Here is a 17,567-nt window from a genome sequence, read left to right as displayed (position 1 = left end):
AGCGCGGCCATGATCCAAATCAGTAACGTGCATCTGATGCTGCGCCGGCTTGCCCCGGTCGCTCAGCCCGAATTCCACTACGCCGGCGCTGCTTGAATTCTACGGAAAAACAAGCGAAAAGTTTTCGGATAGCCTCTAAGCTGGGTAGTGTCGTCACAGTTAGTTGGGCGCGAGCGGTGACTTGCCGTCCCATTGCTTGACCTTAATACATTCCGAGGGGAGGTTGTGATGCAAGACCTTCGCCTCAGGCGCCATATTGAAAAACACTTCTGTCTTTGTCGCCGGGCAGATAAAGCCGTAAATGGCGGTCACGCTAAACGGGAATTCGATCGCCAGAGAATGCGGCTCATGGCAGCCAGGGCACTTAATTTCATGCGTTACGTAGCTCATTTTTATCGCTCTGATTGGGGGACATTATCGTGCCAGCACCGCCGCGAACAGTTCATCGAACGTCCAGGTATGGCCGGCTAGGCCGGCCATGACCGCAGCGGTCGGGCGACGCTTGCCAGTCTTTCCTGGCTTCCGGGTTCGCCAACAATAATTGTAATGGGCGACGAAGATCGCGAAAGCTGCCTCCAAGTTGCGGAGCTTTTTGGAGAAGCAATAGGTCAGCCGGTTCAGCCGCTTCAACATCAGGCGTTGGGTGCCGTTCAGCCGCTCGACGTGCGACGTGCATATCGTCCAGCGATCGGCCTTCGTCATGTCACGGCGCGGAGTTCGCTTCGTCCCGACCATTTCCGAGGGGGTGTAGATGATCTTGGCGTTTTTATATTCCTCGCGTATCGTGCCGAATCGAACGTATGCCCCGAAAGCCAGGTCAACCGCTTCGGGATAAGCCGCGAAGGCATCGGTCGAGATTTGAATGACGCGCCGATAGGCTCCGGCCGCGAACGCGTGGTCGTCGCTGGCGTGGGGCTTCGGGAACACAAGGCGCCCGGCCACGTCGAGCATGAACCGCCGGGCGTTGTCGCCCGGCCGCTTGCCGATCAAAAAGCTGGGCATCAGCTTCGTCGTCTGGTCAACGGCGGTCCACAGGTAGATGTCGCCCTTGTCGTGGCAGGTTTCGCGCTCCGTCACGGTCAACCGGGCCTGCTTTTTGGCAACGAACGTCCACTGCTCGTCGAATTCCAAGTGGTCGAGCTTAAGCCCGCGCATGCGGTTATCCAGGAACCGCCGGCAGGCATCGCCGAAATAGACCAGCAGCCGGCAAAGCGTGTTCCGGCCGATGCCAATTAGCCGCTCGGTGGCCCGAATCGACGATCCCTCAACGAGCAAATGGGCGCTCGCTTGGCATCCGCAACCGGCAGCCGCATATCGCCGAGGGGGCGGTAAGCCGCATCGAACCAAACGTGCCCGCAGTTATTGCAGCGATACCGCTGCTCGCTCTTTGCCGTCTTGCCGTACTTTTGAAAAGACGTGTGGGCACAAGCGACCATCATCATTGCCGTTTCCCTTGTTGGGTTACGGCTGGTCGCTACAATTGACTTACCACAGACGATTGGGCGACCGGCCTAATTGTTGGCCCCGCACCGATTAGCCGTTGACGCGGGGCTTTTCCATGCCATTATTGTATATCCTACAAATATCTTAGTCAATGGGCTATCTGGACTTGACGTAGATATTTTTCGGATATACGATTGCGGTATGAAGACCGCAAAAAAAAAGGGACCGGGCAGGCCCCGCAAAGGTTCAGAACAGTCCAAGAGCGAAGGTGTCTTGGTCCGAATGGCACCTAGCGAAAAGCGCGGGTTCACCGATGCCGCGCACCTTGCTGGAGCCCCGCTTTGCGTCTGGATACGCGAGCGCCTGCGGGCGATTGCGGCCAAAGAGCTTCACAGTGCTGGCCGTGAGGTGCCATTCCTGACATGAAGCTGTATCATGGCACGAGCGGAAGGCACGGGAATCGAACCCAGCCGGGCGAGCCGGACCCTAGGGCGGTTTATATAGACCGCTGCGCGACCAACGCGCGGGCAACCTTCCATGTCAACTGGTCAACAAGACGCATTACCCCCCATGCTGGTTCGCGCTGGCAAGATGGTGGCAAATGAGCAAGAAACTACCAGAGGTCACTCCAGAACAGGTCGAGCGAGCCGAAGCCCAGATTGTCGAGCAATCCAAGCGAATCGAGTTTTACCTGACGGAATACTCGGTCGAATTGCTTGCCAACAAGATGCACAACGGCGACTTCGAGATCCCTTGGTATCAGCGAGAGGATACGTGGGAGCCAGAAAGAAAGTCTCGATTTATCGAGTCGCTTCTGATGGGGTTGCCTATTCCCTTTCTCTTTTTCTGGGAAAAGCCATCTGGATCGCTGGAAATCGTCGATGGCTCTCAACGCCTCAGAACAATCGACCAATTCGTGTTGGGCGATCTTCGCCTCGGTGAACTTTCCCAATTGACTGAGGTTGCCGGTCTATGTTTCAAGGATCTGCCACTATCACGACAAAAGAAGATCAAGAACCGCTCGATTCGCGGTATTATTCTGAACGAACACGCCGACGAAGTGGCCCGCTTCGACATGTTCGAGCGCATAAACACCGGAAGCAAGATCGCGACTAAGGCCGAGGTTCGACGCGGCGCGCTTGTAGGAAAATTCACCGATTTGGTGATCGAGCTATCGCGGGACGCATTATTCATCGAGCTCGCGCCCGTTCCGGAACCGTCCGTCAACCGACGAATGCGAGAGGAATTGGTTACTCGCTTCTTCGCTTACGGCGATGGGCTTGAAGACTACAAGGACCGTCCGGCCGAGTTCTTGTTCCAATACACAAAGAATATGAACTCATATTTCGAGAAGCACCCAGCGGCCATCAAGAAGTATCGGGAACGGTTTGCCTCTACGATGGCATTTTGCAAGCGAGCCTTTCCGCTTGGGTTCAAGAAGACGAAAAGGGGCATTGACACGCCGAAAACGCGATACGAGGCACTGGCGATCGGTGCCTACCTGGCACTAAAGGAACGGCCGAGCCTCAAAGAGCAAACCCCCGATGTCAGCGGATGGATCGAAGGCGAGGACTTCATGCGATGGACGAAATCCGGGGGTGCCAATCCGAAGGCAGCGCTCGGCGGCCGATTGAATTTCGTCCGTGACAAGCTTCTTGGGGAAGAGTGATGGCCATTCTATCCGATTCGTTCGACGAACGGCTGCAAGAGATAGAAGCCTACTTGCAGTTGCTTGAGGCACTGGAGAGGCAGGTTCAGCTTGGCCCCCCGATCATCGGCGGCGCGCCGATCACCGCCCAGCAACAGAAAATCCTCTATTCGTCCGTGTACTTGCAGCTCTATAATCTGGTCGAAGCGACGGCAAACTGGTGCATAAATGCGGTCACAGCGGCAGCGGCCGATGGTGCCAGGTGGACGGCTGCTGACCTCGACTCGCGCTTGCGCCGTGAATGGGTTCGGACGACCGCAAGGACGCATGTGGACATGGGCTACGATAGTCGCCTGACTACCGCTATCGCGTTCTGCGATGGAATCATCAAAGCAAGTCCCATAGGCGCCTGGAACGTAGAGAAGGGGGGAGGGGGCAACTGGGACGACCGAGAAATCGAGGAAATTTCGGAACGAATTGGCTGTGAATTGAGCATCTCGCGACCAATCGAGGCGGCCGCCAAGCGAAGGATTCGCGAAGACATGGGCTCGCTTCGGCTCGTAAAATATCTTCGCAACCGGCTTGCGCACGGACAAATTTCGTTTGAGGAATGCGGAGATGGTGTAACCGTACCTGACTTGGTGGACATCAAAGACAGGACCGCAGGCTATCTGCGGGAAGTAATAGCAGCATTCGAGCGGTACATTGCGGATTTCGGCTTCATAGCACCTGAGCGCCGCCCGAGTCCTGGGAAACCTATATGATCTCGGGGATCGATCTTTTTTGCGGCGTAGGCGGCCTGACACACGGCCTGATTCGGGGCGGCGTTGATGTTGCTGCCGGCATCGACCTCGATCCCAACTGCCGTTTCCCCTACGAGTCGAACAACAAGTCGAAGTTCATTGAGCAGGACGTTAAAAGCCTTGACGGCCACTCGCTCCGGTCTCTTTGGGCCGACGATGCCGTTAAATTGTTGGCAGGGTGTGCTCCATGCCAATCGTTTTCTACGTACAGCAGAAAATATCGCCCATCTACGAGCGATTCCAAATGGGAGTTGGTTGCCGATTTTTCTCGGCTCATTGATGAGTCGTCGCCGGATTTAGTGACGATGGAGAACGTTCCGCAGCTTGCAGATCATCCGGTTTTCGAGACGTTCCTTGCATCGCTTACCGGATACGAGCTATGGCACGGCGTTATCGAATGTGCCGATTACGAAATCCCGCAGACAAGGAAACGACTGGTCTTGCTTGCGTCCCGCCTCGGGCCGATCAAGATGCTGCCCCCGCCTCTCATCGATGAGCGGTCGAAACCAACCGTCCGAAAGGCTATCTGCCATTTACCGAAACTGAAAGCCGGCCAGCATGATAACTCAGACAGGATGCATTCCGCATGCCGCCTTAGTGCATTGAACCTCAAAAGAATCAAGGCGTCTAAGCCTGGTGGTTCGTGGCGGGACTGGGATCGATCATTGATCGCCAAGTGTCATCGGCGAAGGACGGGAGAGACCTATCCGAGCGTTTATGGGCGAATGGAATGGGATGCCCCGTCACCCACAATCACGACGCAATGCTTTGGCTACGGAAACGGGCGATTCGGCCATCCTGAGCAGAACCGCGCAATCACGTTGCGAGAAGCGGCAATTCTCCAGACGTTTCCAGGCTCCTATCGCTTCGTGCCCGAAGGACATGTCCCGAAGTTCAGCACAATGGGCATGCTGATCGGCAACGCCGTACCTGTCCGCTTAGCGGAGTGGGTTGCTGCGAGCCTAATCGCGAGCCTGAAGGCGATTAAATGAGGCTCCGTTTCATCGATGGACATGCTTACCGGCGCTCAACGATCGGCCCTGATGGGTCGAGTTCGTGGCAAAGATACGAAGCCCGAATTGGCCCTCCGCCGGCTTCTGCACCGCATGGGCTACCGATTCCGTCTCCACAGACGGGATTTGCCAGGTAGCCCCGATTTAGTGCTCCCTCGCTTCAAGCTAGCGATATTCGTTCATGGATGCTTCTGGCATAGGCACCCAAGATGCCGCTTGGCGACAACGCCAGCGACTAACTCCGCTTTTTGGCTAGAAAAGTTCCGCACCAACCGCAAGCGGGACAGGCGAAATCAGCGGCAATTGGCAGCCGCCGGGTGGCGGGTGCTGGTCGTTTGGCAGTGCGAATTGGCGCAAGTCGATAAGCTGAAAGAACGATTGCGCGGCCTCATCGAGGAGCGTGGCCAGTCAGCGCCCAACTAACTGTGACGACACTACCCTAAGCTGGACCGGCTGTCGCTCACGAGCCAGGCGGAGTAGAATTCACTGAAAATGCAAAAGCCTTTTGGAACGCCCACAGAGATACGTTCCTATGCGAATCAGCTACGATCAGGAGGTGGATGCCCTGAACATCTCCTTTCGGGATACGACGGTCACAACGCAGGAGTTGGCCGATGGGCTCGGCGCGGAATACGACGCCCAAGGACAGTTGGTTGGATTGGAGATCCTGGACGCGGCCAAACGTTTCGGCGATCCGTCTACGCTCCAGCAAGTCATCCTGGAAGGCATCGGGCCGTCCACAGCCGCTGCGGCGCCCTGAGCGCCGACGAGGCAATTATGCCAACCAGTTCAGTTGGTCGCCGGCCGTTTCTTGCCACCTCCGCATTGGCGGCAGGCGTGGCAGTCGTTCCGCAAGCGGCCGCCGCTGAGCAAAAGCCGCGGCATAAAGTCGAACGCCTCGGTATCGGCGCCGTCGGCATGCGATATCAAGGGTCGGTCATTGCCGACAAGGCCCGACTGTACGGCGACGTGGTGGCCATTGCCGACGTCGACCGGAACGTGCGCGAGCAAGCGCGGGCCAGCTTCGGCAGCACGCCGCGAATCTTCGAGAATTATCTCGATCTGCTCCAGCGGCCGGATGTCGCCAGCAGGCTCTTTTTGAAGTTCGCTTCGGTCATCGAACGGCACCTCTTGTTAAGGCTGTTGATTTCAGTTTACCTCGGTCAGGGCCGCGGTCCAGCCAGGTCACTCTGTTGTCAGCGGTCCGTTGCCCGTGCCGCGAAAGCTTCGATCCATTTGGCAACGTCGTCGATGACTACCTTCGCCACGTTGCCGGGAGTCGAGTATTCGGCCGGTGTGCTCTTCCCTTCGCCTTCGATGAACAGGTGGTTGAGCCTGGGATACGAAATGAACGCCACGTCCTTTCGTTGTGCGAGCGCTTTCTTCCAACCGGTAAAATCCTCCATGGTCACCTGATAATCCCGCTCGCCCTGCAAGAACAGCATGGGTTTCATCAATTCGGTGGCCGCTGTGGCGGGGTCGTATTTTCGCAAATCGAGCCAATAGCTCGCCGGAATCCCCAGCGGCAATTCGCTGCTCGGCGTTTTCTCGGATAGGGTTGGCGATTTGACGTTGGCGACTTGCCGTTCCAGGTCATCGAGCTTCTTCTGGTCTTCGTCGGTCAACGTTCCATTCAATGACAGAACGTAGCGGACTTGTTCCAGCACAATCTCCTCCAATGGCCGTGTCGAGCCTGCGAGGCTGATGAAGCCCGCAACGGAAGGATTGCCCTGTCCGATTCGGGGCAGGACCGACCCTCCGAGGCTGTGCCCCAACACGAAGATCCTGCTCGTGTCGATCTTCTTCTCGGACGACAAAGCCTCGACGGCGGCCAGGGCATCGTCAATCGTCTCTTCCTTGACCGTGATCGTGTTTGCGGACAACGCCATCAAGGTCGGGTGCTCCTTGGTGCGCTTCTCATAACGCAGAACGGCGATTCCTTGGGGTGCTAGACCGTGAGCAAGGTCGCGGAACGGTTTGTTCGGGCCGATGGTTTCGTCTCGATCCTGGGGACCGGAACCATGCACAAGAACCACCGCCGGGAAAGGCCCATCACCTTTGGGAAGCGAAAGCGTGCCGGGGACACTCCAAAGCCCGTGGCCAACTGGAAGTTCCTGTTCCTCGAATTTTGAGGGGTCGGCATAAGGGGGCGGCTTATATGTGCCTGATGGTACGAAGAACAGTCCGGTGATCTTGTTGTCGGCGGTGAAGACAACTTTGGCTGCGAGCTTTCCCCGGCGAAACTCGCAGGTCACGAAAACCAATTCGTATTGTTTTGCCTTCGTCGCTCGGGTTTCAGTCGCCCGCAGCAGTGGGCCGTACTGGCTGGTCAGACCGTCCCAGACGTCCTTTAGTTTCGCCTCTGGCATGACCTGTTTCATGGTCGGTTCGAAAGCTTCGATCGCCTTGTCGAACTGGCCCGCTGCCATGCGCGCGACAAGCAGCTTCGCCGCTTCCAGCGGCTCGCTTGGTTGTTCGTCCGCAAAGAGGGCCGGAAGATCAGCCAGCGCGGCAATGAAGAAGATGATGACGAGTCGGCACATTGGTCCAGGGTAGGAGCACATTTAAAGCAAAGGATCTTGCTCGCGGGCAGCGTGTAGCACGCGCAAGACCTGCAAGCCGTCGTCGTCGAAGCGGTAGTAAATGACGTAGCTATCCGCGGTATGTTGCCGCACTTCGCCCCATCGGGGTGTTTCCATCCGTTGACCAAGCGCCGGGTGCGTAGCGAGCAAACCGAACAAGGCCTCGGTTGCGTCGAGCCAGTCTATCGCCGCAGTCAGATCGTCGAGCGCAATGTGCTCGACGATTTGCCGCAGATCCTGCTCCGCTTGGACACTGTAAAGGACGCGGCGCATCAGCGACCACCAGCTCCGCGCGCCGATACGTCATGTGCATGCTGTCGGAGCCGCGACCAATCGGCCGCGGTGAGTTCGCGTAGCCGCCCAGCCTGAACGGATGCAATTGCCTCCTCGACCAATTCCAAATGTACTTCGGGCACCGAAGGCGGCGGCCCGCTTTTGTCTCGCAGTGCTTCCACGGCCGCTTCCAGCGCGGCTTCCTTCGAGGGATAGAGGCCGCCGGCCACCACGCCAGCGAGGTACTGCTCAGTTTGGGGCGAAAGTTCGTATGCCATTCCGTTAGACTAACAAGTCTGGAAAGCGTGGTCCATACGCTGCTCGACCGCGACCTTCAGAATGCGCTCCGCGGCCAAGCGATGCCCCGGTTTGACGCACCGGGGCATCGCTTGGCCGCGGAGCGTGTCCTCAAACCGGGCCGGTCCTGGCCAAGCTCTGCCCCAGCCACCGCCGCTGCCTCGCGGTCGATCGATGAAGGAACGACTGACACAGCACTACGTGCCCGTGCGCTTGGCGGCCGGTCTGCGCTTGATGTCCGCTTCGGGCGGGTCGTGTTCCGGCAGCTTGAGCTGCGCGCGCAGTCGGCCCACCTCGGCTTCGAGCTCCTTTTGCGCGGCCGCATGGTCGGGCTTACCGTAGACGCTCGTCAGCTCGTGCGGATCGCTCTTGCGGTCAAACAGCTCCCAATAGTTGACCTCCGGCTCATAAAAGTAAACCAGCTTGTAGCGGTCGGTCACCACGCCGTAATGCCGCCGCACGTTGTGCGGGCCGGGATATTCGTAGTATTGGTAGTAAAAGCTCTTGCGCCAGTCGTCGGGCGTCTGGCCTTTCAAAATGCCCGCCAGGCTGCGGCCCTGCATTTCGGCCGGCGCATCGACGCCCGCGGCCTGCAAAAACGTCTCGCCGAAATCGAGGTTCGAAACAAGGTCGTCGTTGACGCTCTTGGGCTTGACCACGCCCGGCCAGCGCACCAACAGCGGCGTGCGCAGCGACTCTTCGAAGATCCACCGCTTGTCGAACCAGCCGTGCTCGCCCAGGTAAAAACCCTGGTCCGCCGAATAAACCACGATCGTGTTTTTCTCCAGGCCGGCCTCTTTCAGATAGTCGAGCACACGGCCGACGCTCTCGTCGACCGAGGCGATGCAGGCCAGGTAGTCGTGCATGTAGCGCTGATACTTCCAACGCACCAGGTCGCGGCCCTCAAGCTTGGCCTGGCGGAACTTCTCGTTTCGCGGCGCGTAAAAAGCGTCCCAGGCCTTTCGCTGCTCGGCGGTCAGCGCCGCGGGCGTGGTGAATTTCAGGTCTTTGTCGTTCATCGTCTTGGCGATCGTCATGTCCTGGGTTTTCTCGGCCAGGCCACGTCCGGAATAGTCGTCGAACAGCGTCTCCGGCTCCGGATACTCGCGGTCGTATTCTTCGAGGTACTTGGTGTTCGGCTCCCATTCGCGATGAGGCGCCTTATGCTGGCACATCAACAGAAAGGGCTTGTCTTTGTCGCGGCCTTTCAGCCAATCGAGGGCCAGGTCGGTGATGATGTCGGTCGTATAACCGGCGTGCTTGACGCGCTGGCCGTTGCGAATCATCGGCGGGTTGTAATACTGCCCTTGGCCGGGCAGGATCTCCCAATAATCGAATCCGGTGGGGTCGCTCACCAGGTGCCACTTGCCGATCATCGCCGTCTGATAGCCGGCCCCGTGCAAGAGCTTGGGGAAGGTCGTTTGCGAGCCGTCGAAGCGGCTGTTGGTGTTGTTATAGAAGCCATTGAGGTGCGAGTATTTTCCGGTGAGAATCACCGCCCGGCTCGGCCCGCAGATCGAATTGGTCACCAGGCAGCGGTCGAACCGCATTCCCTCGTTGGCGATGCGGTCGATGTTGGGCGTCTGGTTCAGCTTGTGACCATAGGCGCTGATGGCCTGGTAGGCGTGATCGTCGGAGAAGATGAAGACGATATTGGGCCGTTTCGAGTCGGCGTCGGCGGCTGGAAGCCGGCTGGTGGCGAGGATGGCGGTCGCGGCAACCGTCCAGAATAGACGAGGGCGCATGGTGTCGATCTCCGGAGTTCGTCGGGCGAGCGATGGAAAAACGGGCGTGCCGGGCGGCGCGATGCGCCGCCGGCCAGACATGGTTGTAATTCAACGCCCGGCCTAGGGGAAGAGACGGGGGGAGGGAGCGACGGAGAGAGGGAGCGACGGAGGGAGGGAGTGACGGAGAGACGGAGGGAGGGAGTGAACGAAATGAGGCGTCCACGTCGCGCTCGTTTCCTCTCCCTCTCTCCCTCTCTCCGTCGCTCCGCCTCTCCCTCACCAATTTTGCCCGAGACGGCCCGGCCAATACTTCCAGCCTGGGTAGCCTTCGCCGAAGTAGGTGTAAACAATGTAGCCGTTGCCGACGTTGCCCGGTCCCAAAAGGTTCTGCGGGTAGCCGAATTTATAGGCGCGATATGGAAAGGGATAACCATTGAACCCGTATCCGTACCCGCGATAGGCGCCGGTTCCCAGCGGGCCGTAGCCGTTCCACTTGCGGGCGCTCTTTCCGGCCCAGCCGTATCCCTTGCCCGGCCATTTGGGCGATGGGTAGTAATGGCTCGACTTGATGGCAGAGTGCGCAGGCTTCGCACCAAAGAAGGGCGGCGGACCGGCTTGGGCTGGGCCGCAGCAGAAGGCGGCCATCGCCAAAATCCACGTTGCATGTGCCCGTGCTCGCATAGCGTTCCTCCGGCGGTCTGAGTGGTGGCTGCTCGTGGATGTCTCTGTATTCTTCGCCCTAACCGCGGGACCGGCACGGATTTTTTGCCGGCGGCTGACACGGCTTGCCGCACTTCTCCATCTTCGCGGCAAAGGCTGCTATGATGCTCGCTCGCCAACACACCAGGTTGTTCGCCTTATGCCCGCCACGCTTGCCGAAATCGTCCAAAGTTTTTCGTTGCTCGAAGCCGAAATCGCGGTCGGAGGCGGCCAAGCGGCCATTCAGCGGCAACACGCCAAAGGCCGCCTCACGGCCCGCGAACGGATCGAGCGGCTCGTCGATCCCGGTACGGCCTTCTTCGAGATCGGGCTATGGGCCGGCTGGGAAATGTATGCCGAGTGGGGCGGAGCGCCGGCCGCCGGCGTGGTCTGCGGCATCGGCACCGTCGCCGGGCGAAGGCAAATGATCATCGCCAACGACGCCACCGTGAAGGCCGGTGCCTTCTTTCCGGCCACCACCAAGAAAGTGCTGCGCTGCCAGCGGATCGCCTTTCAGAACCGGCTGCCGCTCGTCTACCTGGTCGATTCGGCAGGGGTGTTTTTGCCGTTGCAAGAAGACGTGTTCCCCGACGAAGACGATTTCGGCCGCATCTTCCGCAACAACGCGGTGCTCTCGGCGGCGGGCATCGGCCAGATCGCCGCCATCATGGGCAACTGCGTGGCCGGCGGCGGCTACCTGCCGGTGCTCTGCGACAAGCTGCTGATGACCGACGGCTCCGGGCTGTATCTGGCGGGGCCGGCCTTGGTCAAAAGCGCGATCGGCCAGACCGTGTCGAGCGAGGAATTGGGCGGCGCCGAGATGCACGCCCAAGTCAGCGGCACCATCGACTACCGCGATGCCGACGACGAGTCGTGCCTGGCGCGGCTGCGGCGGCTGGTGTCCGCCGTGGCGGCCGGTCCGCCGCAGCCGGGGCCGCCTTTCACGCGGCTGGCATCCGCGGAACCTGCCCGGCCGCCGGCAGACCTCGATACGATCGTCAGCGGCAATCCGCGGCGCGACTATGAAGTTCGCGAGCTGCTGCGGTGCATCGTCGATGCGGATACGTTCGACGAATACAAAGCCGAGTATGGCCAATCGCTGGTGTGCGGCACGGCCCGCCTGGGAGGCTTTCCGGTGGGCATTGTGGCCAATCAGCATCACCAGGTACGGCCAGCGAGTGGGCCGGTGCAGTTCGGCGGCGTGATCTACGTCGACAGCGCCGAGAAGGCTGCCCGGTTTGTGATGAATTGCAACCAGGACTGGCTGCCGATTCTGTTCTTCCAGGACGTGAACGGTTTCATGGTCGGCCGCGACAGCGAGCGCGAGGGAATCATCAAGGCGGGCGCCAAGCTGGTCAACGCCATCAGCAACAGCCGCGTGCCGAAAATCACGCTGATCGTGGGCGGATCGTACGGGGCGGGCAACTACGCCTTGTGCGGCAAGGCCTTCGACCCGCGTTTCCTCTTCGCCTGGCCGACGGCGCGCTGCGCGGTGATGGGCGGCGAGCAAGCCACGTCGACCTTGCTCGACATCACGATCAAGAGTCTCCAGCGGCAAGGCGAGGAGGTCGATCCCGAAAAGCTGGCCCGTCTGAAGACCGAGGTCAAGGAAAGTTACGACCGGCAGATGGACCCGCGTTACGCGGCGGCCCGCGGCTGGGTCGACAAGATCATCGACCCTGCCCGCACGCGCGAGGAGTTGATCTTCGCGCTGGAGATCGCCACGCGCCACGCGGAGTTAGAGCCTTTCAAGCTGGGCGTGTTCCAAGTTTAACCGCAATACCGTTGATGCTATAATTACACCTGCCTCATGTTCCTTCCTGAAATCGTCACATGCGACGCACCCTGGCCCTGAGTCTGCTTTTCGCCGGCCTCGCCCTATCGGCAGTGCGCGCCGACGACGGCGGCGTCGAGTTCTTCGAGAAGCGCGTGCGGCCGGTTCTCACAAAGCATTGCTACGAGTGCCATTCGGCCGGTGCCAAGAAACTCGGCGGCGAGCTGCTGCTCGACAGCCGCGACGGACTGCGCACGGGAGGCGAAACCGGATCCGCAATCGAGCCGGGCAAACCGGATGCGAGCCTGCTGATCCGCGCCGTGCGTTACAGCGACGACGCCCCGCAGATGCCGCCCAAAGGCAAGCTCTCAGCCGCGGCCATCGCCGACTTGGAAACCTGGGTGAAGCTTGGAGCGCCCGATCCGCGGATCACGGCTTCGCCTGGCAACAAGGCCGGCGGCGATTGGCCGGACATCCTCCGCGGTCGCCGCGATTGGTGGAGCTTGAAGCCCGTCGTCGAACCCGCCGTGCCCACGACGAACGACGCCGGCTACTCCCAACAACCGATCGACCGCTTTATTCTCTCCGCGCTCGAATCCAAGGGGCTGCGGCCGGGCGTTCGCGCTACGCCCGCCACTTTGGCGCGGCGCTTGGCGCTGCTGCTCACCGGATTGCCGCCCACGCCGGAGCAAGTCGCCCGGCTCACCGCCGCCAAGGGTGATCGCGAGCTTTCGGCCGCCGTCGAGCGTTATATCGACTCGCTCTTGGCGTCGCCCCATTTCGGCGAACGTTGGGCGCGTCACTGGATGGACGTGGTGCGTTTCAGCGAGACGCACGGCAACGAGTGGAACTATGAAGTCCATCATGCCTGGCGATACCGCGACTATCTCATCCGGGCATTCAACGCCGACTTGCCCTACGACCAGTTCGTGCGCGAGCACATCGCGGGCGACCTCCTGCCGCCGCGCTGGAACGAAGCCGAGCGGTTCAACGAGGCGGTCATCGCCACGGCCTTTTACCGCTTCGGCGAGGCGAACCATGACGATTGCATCTCGCTGCCCGACATCGGCTACGACATTGAAGACAACCAGATCGACACGCTGAGCAAGGCGTTTCAGGCGACGACGGTGGCCTGCGCCCGGTGCCACGATCACAAGCTCGACGCCGTCTCGATGCGCGACTACTACGCCCTGCTCGGCGTGCTGCGCAGCTCGCGAATGGTCAGCCACACCATCGACGCGCCCGAGGCCAACGCCGGGCCGATGCGCCAGCTTCGCGACCTGAAGGCCGAAATCCGCAAGGAGTTGGCCGCCGCCTGGAAGAGCGACGCCCAGCAAATCGCCCGCTACCTGCAGGCCGCCCGTGCCAAGCGGGCCAATCATCCGTATGCCGAACAGTTGGCAATGGGCCTCGACGCCGGTCGGCTGGAAAAGTGGGTCGCGGCGCTGGCGGTCGAGAAGGCCCCGCTGGAAGATCCGTTCGAGCCGGCCCGGCGGATGGCCGCCGCAGGCGACGATCCGGCGGCCTTCTCCGCGGCCTGGCGGAAACTCTCTGAAGAGTATACGCAGCAAGACCGCGAGCGGAGCCAATACAACCAGACGCAATTCAGCACCTTCGCCGATTTTCGCACTGGCGTTTCGGCCGACTGGCAGATCGGGGGGCAGGGACTTAAGGAAGGGCCGGCCCGCAGCGGCGAGTTCGCGCTCCATGCCCAAGGCGACCTGCTCGTCAAGTCCGTGCTGCCGGCGGGCCTTTACACCAACGCGCTTTCCGAAAAGCTCAACGGCACGCTGCGTTCGGCCGTGTTGCCGCCGGGTAAGAAAAAGATCAGCTTTCGCGTTGTCGGCGAGCGGTCGAGCGCCGTGCGGTTGGTCTCGAATAACTGCCAGTTCAACTATGTGAACTACCGCGCCCTGACCTCCGATGGTTGGCAGTGGATCACTTTTTCGCCGCCCGACGACCGCGACCGCTTGCGGACCTACGCCGAACTGATGACCATGTTCGACAACCCCAAGTTCCCCGACCAGTTGAGCGCGCTGGGCGGCGACAAGGCGAACTACAAGCTGCCGTGGGAGAAAGCCGCGGAAGATCCGCGCTCGTATTTCGGCGTGACGCGCGTCGTGCTGCACGACGCGGCCGAGCCGCCCAAAGCCGAGCTGAAGCATCTGCTGCCGCTCTTCGCGGGAAGTGAACCGCAGAGCTTCAATCAAGTCGTCGAGCGCTATGCGGCCCTGCTTGATCGGACGATCGATGCCTGGGCTTCGGAGCAGGCCGGCGACGACGACGTGCAGTGGGTCGATGCCTTGCTGCGCCGCGAGCTGCTGACAAATAGTCCCTCGGCATCGCCGCGGCTGGCGACGCTCGCGCAGCAATATCGGCAGATCGAGGGCGGCTTGACGCTGCCGCGGGTTGTTCCCGGCGCGGCCGACGGGGGACCGGGCATCGAGCAAGCGGTGTTTGTCCGCGGAGATTGCCGGCGGCCCGGCGAGACCGTCGAGCGGCGCTACTTGGAAGTGCTATCGGGCGCGCCCGCGCCGTTCACGGCCGCCGGCAGCGGGCGGCTGGAACTGGCCCACATGATTGGCAGCCGCGAAAACCCGCTCACGGCCCGTGTGATGGTCAACCGCGTCTGGCACCATCTGTTCGGCACGGGCATTGTGCAAACAGTCGACGACTTCGGCCATATCGGCGAGCAGCCGTCGCACCCGGAGTTGCTCGATTATCTGGCCGCCCGATTCGCGGCCGAGGGCTGGTCGTTGAAGCGGTTGATTCGCACGATCGTGCTTTCCGGCACATTTCAAGCATCGAGCGAGGCATTGCCCCCCGCTCAACAGTTCGATCCGGCGAATCGGCTCCTCTCGCACTATCCTGCCCGTCGCCTTGAAGCGGAGGCCATTCGCGATAGCATTCTGGCGGCATCGGGGCGACTGGAGCCGGTGCTGTTTGGCATGAGCGTGCAGCCTTATCGGCAGCAGGATATCGCCGACCGCCGTCTTTTCGCCGGGCCGCTCGACGGGAACGGCCGCCGCAGTGTTTACATCAAGAACAACCTGATGGAGGCGCCGCAGTTTCTGGGCGCGTTCAATTTTCCCGGCGGCAAGGTGACGCAGGGCCGGCGCGACGTGACCAACGTGCCGGCCCAGGCGCTCGCCTTGCTCAACGACCCGTTTGTGCTGGGCCAGGCAAACGTCTGGGCTGGCCGGCTCGTTCAGCAACCGGCCGGCAGCGTGGCTGAGCGGATCGCTTCCATGTTCGAGACGGCCTTGGGCCGCGTGCCGAGCGACGCCGAGCAGCAGCGTTTCGCGAAGGCGGTGCGGCAGTTTGCCGAGCTGCACCAGGTTGCCGAGGCCGACACGCTGAAGAACCAATCGCTGTGGGCAGATATGGCGCACGTGATTTTCAACTTGGCGGAATTTGTTTATGTGCCGTAACGTGTGACACCCAACCAGCGAGCTTGCGAACGTCGTCGAGGCGCTGGGCGTTAGGCTTTAGGCGCCGTATTCCAATTGCGCTCTGCCGGCCAATGCCTAACGCCCAATGCCCAACGCCTAACGCCTTCTTCCCATGCCCGACGCCCGACTCCAGCGCATCCAAGTCATCGACACGCACACCGGCGGCGAGCCGACGCGGGTAGTGATCGCCGGTGGACCCGATCTCGGCTCGACGTCGTTGGCCGCCCGCCGCGATCGCTTTCGCCAGCAGTTCGATGCGTTTCGCTCGGCCGTCGTCAACGAGCCGCGGGGAAGCGACGTGATGGTCGGCGCTCTGCTCGTGCCGCCCGTCGATCCGAGTTGTGCCGCCGGGGTGATCTTTTTCAACAACGTCGGCTGTCTGGGCATGTGCGGGCACGGCACGATCGGCGTGGTGGTGGCGATGGGCCATCTGGGTCGCATCGGCGCCGGCCGGCATCGACTGGACACGCCCGTCGGCGCCGTGACCGTCGAATACGACGGCGCCAACCAGGTCTCGCTCGACAATGTAGCCAGTTATCGCCACGCGGCTGCCGTGGTCCTCGATGTGCCGGGCCTGGGCCCCGTTGTGGGGGACGTCGCCTGGGGAGGAAACTGGTTTTTTCTCGTCCGTGACCACGACGAGCAGATCGAGTTGACCAACGTCGAACGGTTGACCGACGTCACGTGGCGGATTCGCCGCGCGTTGTCCGAGCAGGGCATCACCGGCGCCGACGGCCAGGAAATTGACCATATCGAGCTGTTCGGTCCGCCGGGCCGCCCCGATGCCGACAGCCGCAACTTCGTGCTTTGTCCAGGCAAGGCTTACGACCGTTCGCCCTGCGGTACCGGCACCAGCGCCAAGCTGGCCTGCCTCTATGCCGACGGCAAGCTGCGCGAGGGACAAACCTGGCGGCAAGAGAGCATCGTGGGCAGCGTGTTCGAAGGATCGGTGCGCGTCGAAGACGGCAAGATCATTCCACGCATCCGCGGCACGGCGTATGTGACCGCCGAGGCGACGCTCATCCTCAATCCCGGCGATCTGTTCCGCTGTGGCTGGGGCAAACCCTGACCGCATTACGATCGAGTCGCGCTGGCCTTCGATGGCACAAGCCATCGCGCTTGCCGCTCGGCGCCGAACGTGTCAGAATTACAAGTGACCGCGTTTTTCCTGAGTCGTTATGGCACAAGTCGAAAACCCTCCCAACGCGATGACGCTGACCGATCTGGCCGAACTGTTCGGTCCCATGCCCGCCTGGCGCATTCGGAGTGTGCCCGTTCCGGGCACCGCCACGGAACAAGACGTGATCGACATTGAGGAGCATGAGAACCGCCTTTGTGAATTGGTCGAGGGCGTTTTGGTGGAGAAAACCGTGGGATTCTACGAGAGCGTTATCGCGGTGGCCATTGCGCGGCGGTTGGGAGATTTTGTCGAGACTCATAATCTGGGTGTCGTGAGCGGCGAGGGCGGCATGATGCGACTTTTTCCGGGAATGGTGCGGATTCCCGACGTGGCCTTCGCCTCATGGAAAGAATTTCCCGACGGCATCACTGAAGAACCGGTTCCCAACATCGTGCCCGATTTGGCCGTGGAGGTGCTCAGCGAGGGCAATACGAAACCGGAAATGGACCGCAAGCTGGACGACTATTTCGGCGCCGGCGTCCGCCTGGTGTGGTTCGTCGAGCCGCGTAAGAAAACCGTCGAAGTGTTTACTGGCAAAGACGAATCGACCGTGCTCGATGAAAACGCGACCTTGTCCGGCGGCGATGTGCTGCCGGGGTTTTCGATGCCCTTGCGGCCCTTGTTCGCCAAGCCGAAGAAAAAATAGCGCGAAAAACATCCGGCACCCATCGTGCTG

Annotated in this window: 16 protein-coding genes, 1 tRNA gene and 1 pseudogene; 9 read left to right on the top strand and 9 right to left on the bottom strand. The window is 60.9% G+C overall.

All coding sequences use genetic code 11. From position 1 onward, the window contains the following. Positions 1-159: 159 nt before the first annotated feature. The 3 genes and pseudogenes from VNH11_27205 to VNH11_27195 form a co-directional block, all read right to left on the bottom strand. Positions 160-390, bottom strand: a complete 231-nt coding sequence (locus tag VNH11_27205) for a hypothetical protein (GenBank protein HVA50083.1) — start codon at positions 388-390, stop codon at positions 160-162. Positions 391-579: 189 nt separating this feature from the next. Beyond that, positions 580-672 (bottom strand): annotated as a pseudogene (locus VNH11_27200) (IS1 family transposase). Positions 673-1,888: 1,216 nt separating this feature from the next. Then, positions 1,889-1,980 (bottom strand) — tRNA-Tyr (locus tag VNH11_27195). 64 nt (positions 1,981-2,044) lie between these two features. Between VNH11_27195 and VNH11_27190 the strand changes: the two genes are divergently transcribed. The 5 genes from VNH11_27190 (at position 2,045) to VNH11_27170 (ending at position 5,667) form a co-directional block, all read left to right on the top strand. Then, the gene (locus VNH11_27190; GenBank protein HVA50082.1) at positions 2,045-3,112 is read left to right on the top strand and encodes a DUF262 domain-containing protein; all 1,068 of its coding nucleotides are present in this window, start codon (positions 2,045-2,047) and stop codon (positions 3,110-3,112) included. Then, positions 3,112-3,855, top strand: coding sequence for an MAE_28990/MAE_18760 family HEPN-like nuclease (locus VNH11_27185; GenBank protein HVA50081.1), 744 nt, complete (start codon positions 3,112-3,114; stop codon positions 3,853-3,855). Before VNH11_27190 ends, VNH11_27185 begins: the two co-directional genes overlap by 1 nt. Beyond that, positions 3,852-4,886, top strand: a complete 1,035-nt coding sequence (locus VNH11_27180; GenBank protein ID HVA50080.1) for a DNA cytosine methyltransferase — start codon at positions 3,852-3,854, stop codon at positions 4,884-4,886. Before VNH11_27185 ends, VNH11_27180 begins: the two co-directional genes overlap by 4 nt. Positions 4,887-4,901: 15 nt before the next feature. Continuing rightward, positions 4,902-5,330: a DNA mismatch endonuclease Vsr gene (gene vsr, locus VNH11_27175; GenBank protein HVA50079.1), complete on the top strand. Its 429-nt coding sequence runs from the start codon at positions 4,902-4,904 to the stop codon at positions 5,328-5,330. A 109-nt stretch (positions 5,331-5,439) separates the two neighbouring features. Beyond that, positions 5,440-5,667, top strand: a complete 228-nt coding sequence (locus VNH11_27170) for a DUF2283 domain-containing protein (GenBank protein HVA50078.1) — start codon at positions 5,440-5,442, stop codon at positions 5,665-5,667. Between the two features lie 29 nt (positions 5,668-5,696). On the opposite strand, the gene VNH11_27165 is transcribed toward VNH11_27170, so the two are convergent. The 6 genes from VNH11_27165 to VNH11_27140 all read right to left on the bottom strand — a co-directional run bounded on the left by VNH11_27165 (position 5,697) and on the right by VNH11_27140 (position 10,467). Then, positions 5,697-6,035, bottom strand: coding sequence for a hypothetical protein (locus VNH11_27165; GenBank protein HVA50077.1), 339 nt, complete (start codon positions 6,033-6,035; stop codon positions 5,697-5,699). A 68-nt stretch (positions 6,036-6,103) separates the two neighbouring features. Then, on the bottom strand, positions 6,104-7,450 hold the full coding sequence (locus VNH11_27160; GenBank protein HVA50076.1) for a DUF3887 domain-containing protein: 1,347 nt from the start codon (positions 7,448-7,450) through the stop codon (positions 6,104-6,106). Between the two features lie 21 nt (positions 7,451-7,471). Then, positions 7,472-7,762 carry a type II toxin-antitoxin system RelE/ParE family toxin gene (locus VNH11_27155; GenBank protein ID HVA50075.1) on the bottom strand — a complete coding sequence of 97 codons (291 nt, stop codon included), beginning with the start codon at positions 7,760-7,762 and terminating at the stop codon, positions 7,472-7,474. Then, a complete protein-coding gene (locus tag VNH11_27150; protein ID HVA50074.1) occupies positions 7,762-8,040 on the bottom strand; it encodes a hypothetical protein in 279 nt (92 codons plus the stop codon). Before VNH11_27150 ends, VNH11_27155 begins: the two co-directional genes overlap by 1 nt. A gap of 216 nt (positions 8,041-8,256) precedes the next feature. Next, positions 8,257-9,804: a sulfatase gene (locus VNH11_27145; protein HVA50073.1), complete on the bottom strand. Its 1,548-nt coding sequence runs from the start codon at positions 9,802-9,804 to the stop codon at positions 8,257-8,259. 258 nt (positions 9,805-10,062) lie between these two features. Next, positions 10,063-10,467 (bottom strand): hypothetical protein, encoded by a 405-nt coding sequence (locus VNH11_27140; protein HVA50072.1) that lies wholly within the window; start codon positions 10,465-10,467, stop codon positions 10,063-10,065. A 178-nt stretch (positions 10,468-10,645) separates the two neighbouring features. Between VNH11_27140 and VNH11_27135 the strand changes: the two genes are divergently transcribed. The 4 genes from VNH11_27135 to VNH11_27120 all read left to right on the top strand — a co-directional run bounded on the left by VNH11_27135 (position 10,646) and on the right by VNH11_27120 (position 17,537). Further along, the gene (locus VNH11_27135) at positions 10,646-12,259 is read left to right on the top strand and encodes an acyl-CoA carboxylase subunit beta (GenBank protein ID HVA50071.1); all 1,614 of its coding nucleotides are present in this window, start codon (positions 10,646-10,648) and stop codon (positions 12,257-12,259) included. A gap of 59 nt (positions 12,260-12,318) precedes the next feature. Next, positions 12,319-15,690 carry a PSD1 and planctomycete cytochrome C domain-containing protein gene (locus VNH11_27130; protein HVA50070.1) on the top strand — a complete coding sequence of 1,124 codons (3,372 nt, stop codon included), beginning with the start codon at positions 12,319-12,321 and terminating at the stop codon, positions 15,688-15,690. 133 nt (positions 15,691-15,823) lie between these two features. Next, positions 15,824-16,780 carry a proline racemase family protein gene (locus VNH11_27125; GenBank protein ID HVA50069.1) on the top strand — a complete coding sequence of 319 codons (957 nt, stop codon included), beginning with the start codon at positions 15,824-15,826 and terminating at the stop codon, positions 16,778-16,780. Positions 16,781-16,889: 109 nt separating this feature from the next. Continuing rightward, positions 16,890-17,537, top strand: coding sequence for a Uma2 family endonuclease (locus VNH11_27120; GenBank protein HVA50068.1), 648 nt, complete (start codon positions 16,890-16,892; stop codon positions 17,535-17,537). The last annotated feature ends 30 nt before the right edge of the window (positions 17,538-17,567 follow it).

The organism is Pirellulales bacterium, from assembly GCA_035533075.1.
In the GTDB taxonomy this organism is placed as follows: Bacteria; Planctomycetota; Planctomycetia; order Pirellulales; family JAICIG01; genus DASSFG01.
This window is presented reverse-complemented; position numbering and strand designations above follow the sequence as displayed.

What these genes read in the sequence shown, in the direction of transcription:
- VNH11_27205 (HVA50083.1), bottom strand. Translation starts at nt 390, where the DNA reads ATGAGCTACGTAACGCATGAAATTAAGTGCCCTGGCTGCCATGAGCCG.
- VNH11_27190 (HVA50082.1), top strand. Translation starts at nt 2,045, where the DNA reads ATGAGCAAGAAACTACCAGAGGTCACTCCAGAACAGGTCGAGCGAGCC.
- VNH11_27185 (HVA50081.1), top strand. Translation starts at nt 3,112, where the DNA reads ATGGCCATTCTATCCGATTCGTTCGACGAACGGCTGCAAGAGATAGAA.
- VNH11_27180 (HVA50080.1), top strand. Translation starts at nt 3,852, where the DNA reads ATGATCTCGGGGATCGATCTTTTTTGCGGCGTAGGCGGCCTGACACAC.
- vsr (HVA50079.1), top strand. Translation starts at nt 4,902, where the DNA reads ATGGACATGCTTACCGGCGCTCAACGATCGGCCCTGATGGGTCGAGTT.
- VNH11_27170 (HVA50078.1), top strand. Translation starts at nt 5,440, where the DNA reads ATGCGAATCAGCTACGATCAGGAGGTGGATGCCCTGAACATCTCCTTT.
- VNH11_27160 (HVA50076.1), bottom strand. Translation starts at nt 7,450, where the DNA reads ATGTGCCGACTCGTCATCATCTTCTTCATTGCCGCGCTGGCTGATCTT.
- VNH11_27155 (HVA50075.1), bottom strand. Translation starts at nt 7,762, where the DNA reads ATGCGCCGCGTCCTTTACAGTGTCCAAGCGGAGCAGGATCTGCGGCAA.
- VNH11_27150 (HVA50074.1), bottom strand. Translation starts at nt 8,040, where the DNA reads ATGGCATACGAACTTTCGCCCCAAACTGAGCAGTACCTCGCTGGCGTG.
- VNH11_27145 (HVA50073.1), bottom strand. Translation starts at nt 9,804, where the DNA reads ATGCGCCCTCGTCTATTCTGGACGGTTGCCGCGACCGCCATCCTCGCC.
- VNH11_27140 (HVA50072.1), bottom strand. Translation starts at nt 10,467, where the DNA reads ATGCGAGCACGGGCACATGCAACGTGGATTTTGGCGATGGCCGCCTTC.
- VNH11_27135 (HVA50071.1), top strand. Translation starts at nt 10,646, where the DNA reads ATGCCCGCCACGCTTGCCGAAATCGTCCAAAGTTTTTCGTTGCTCGAA.
- VNH11_27130 (HVA50070.1), top strand. Translation starts at nt 12,319, where the DNA reads ATGCGACGCACCCTGGCCCTGAGTCTGCTTTTCGCCGGCCTCGCCCTA.
- VNH11_27125 (HVA50069.1), top strand. Translation starts at nt 15,824, where the DNA reads ATGCCCGACGCCCGACTCCAGCGCATCCAAGTCATCGACACGCACACC.
- VNH11_27120 (HVA50068.1), top strand. Translation starts at nt 16,890, where the DNA reads ATGGCACAAGTCGAAAACCCTCCCAACGCGATGACGCTGACCGATCTG.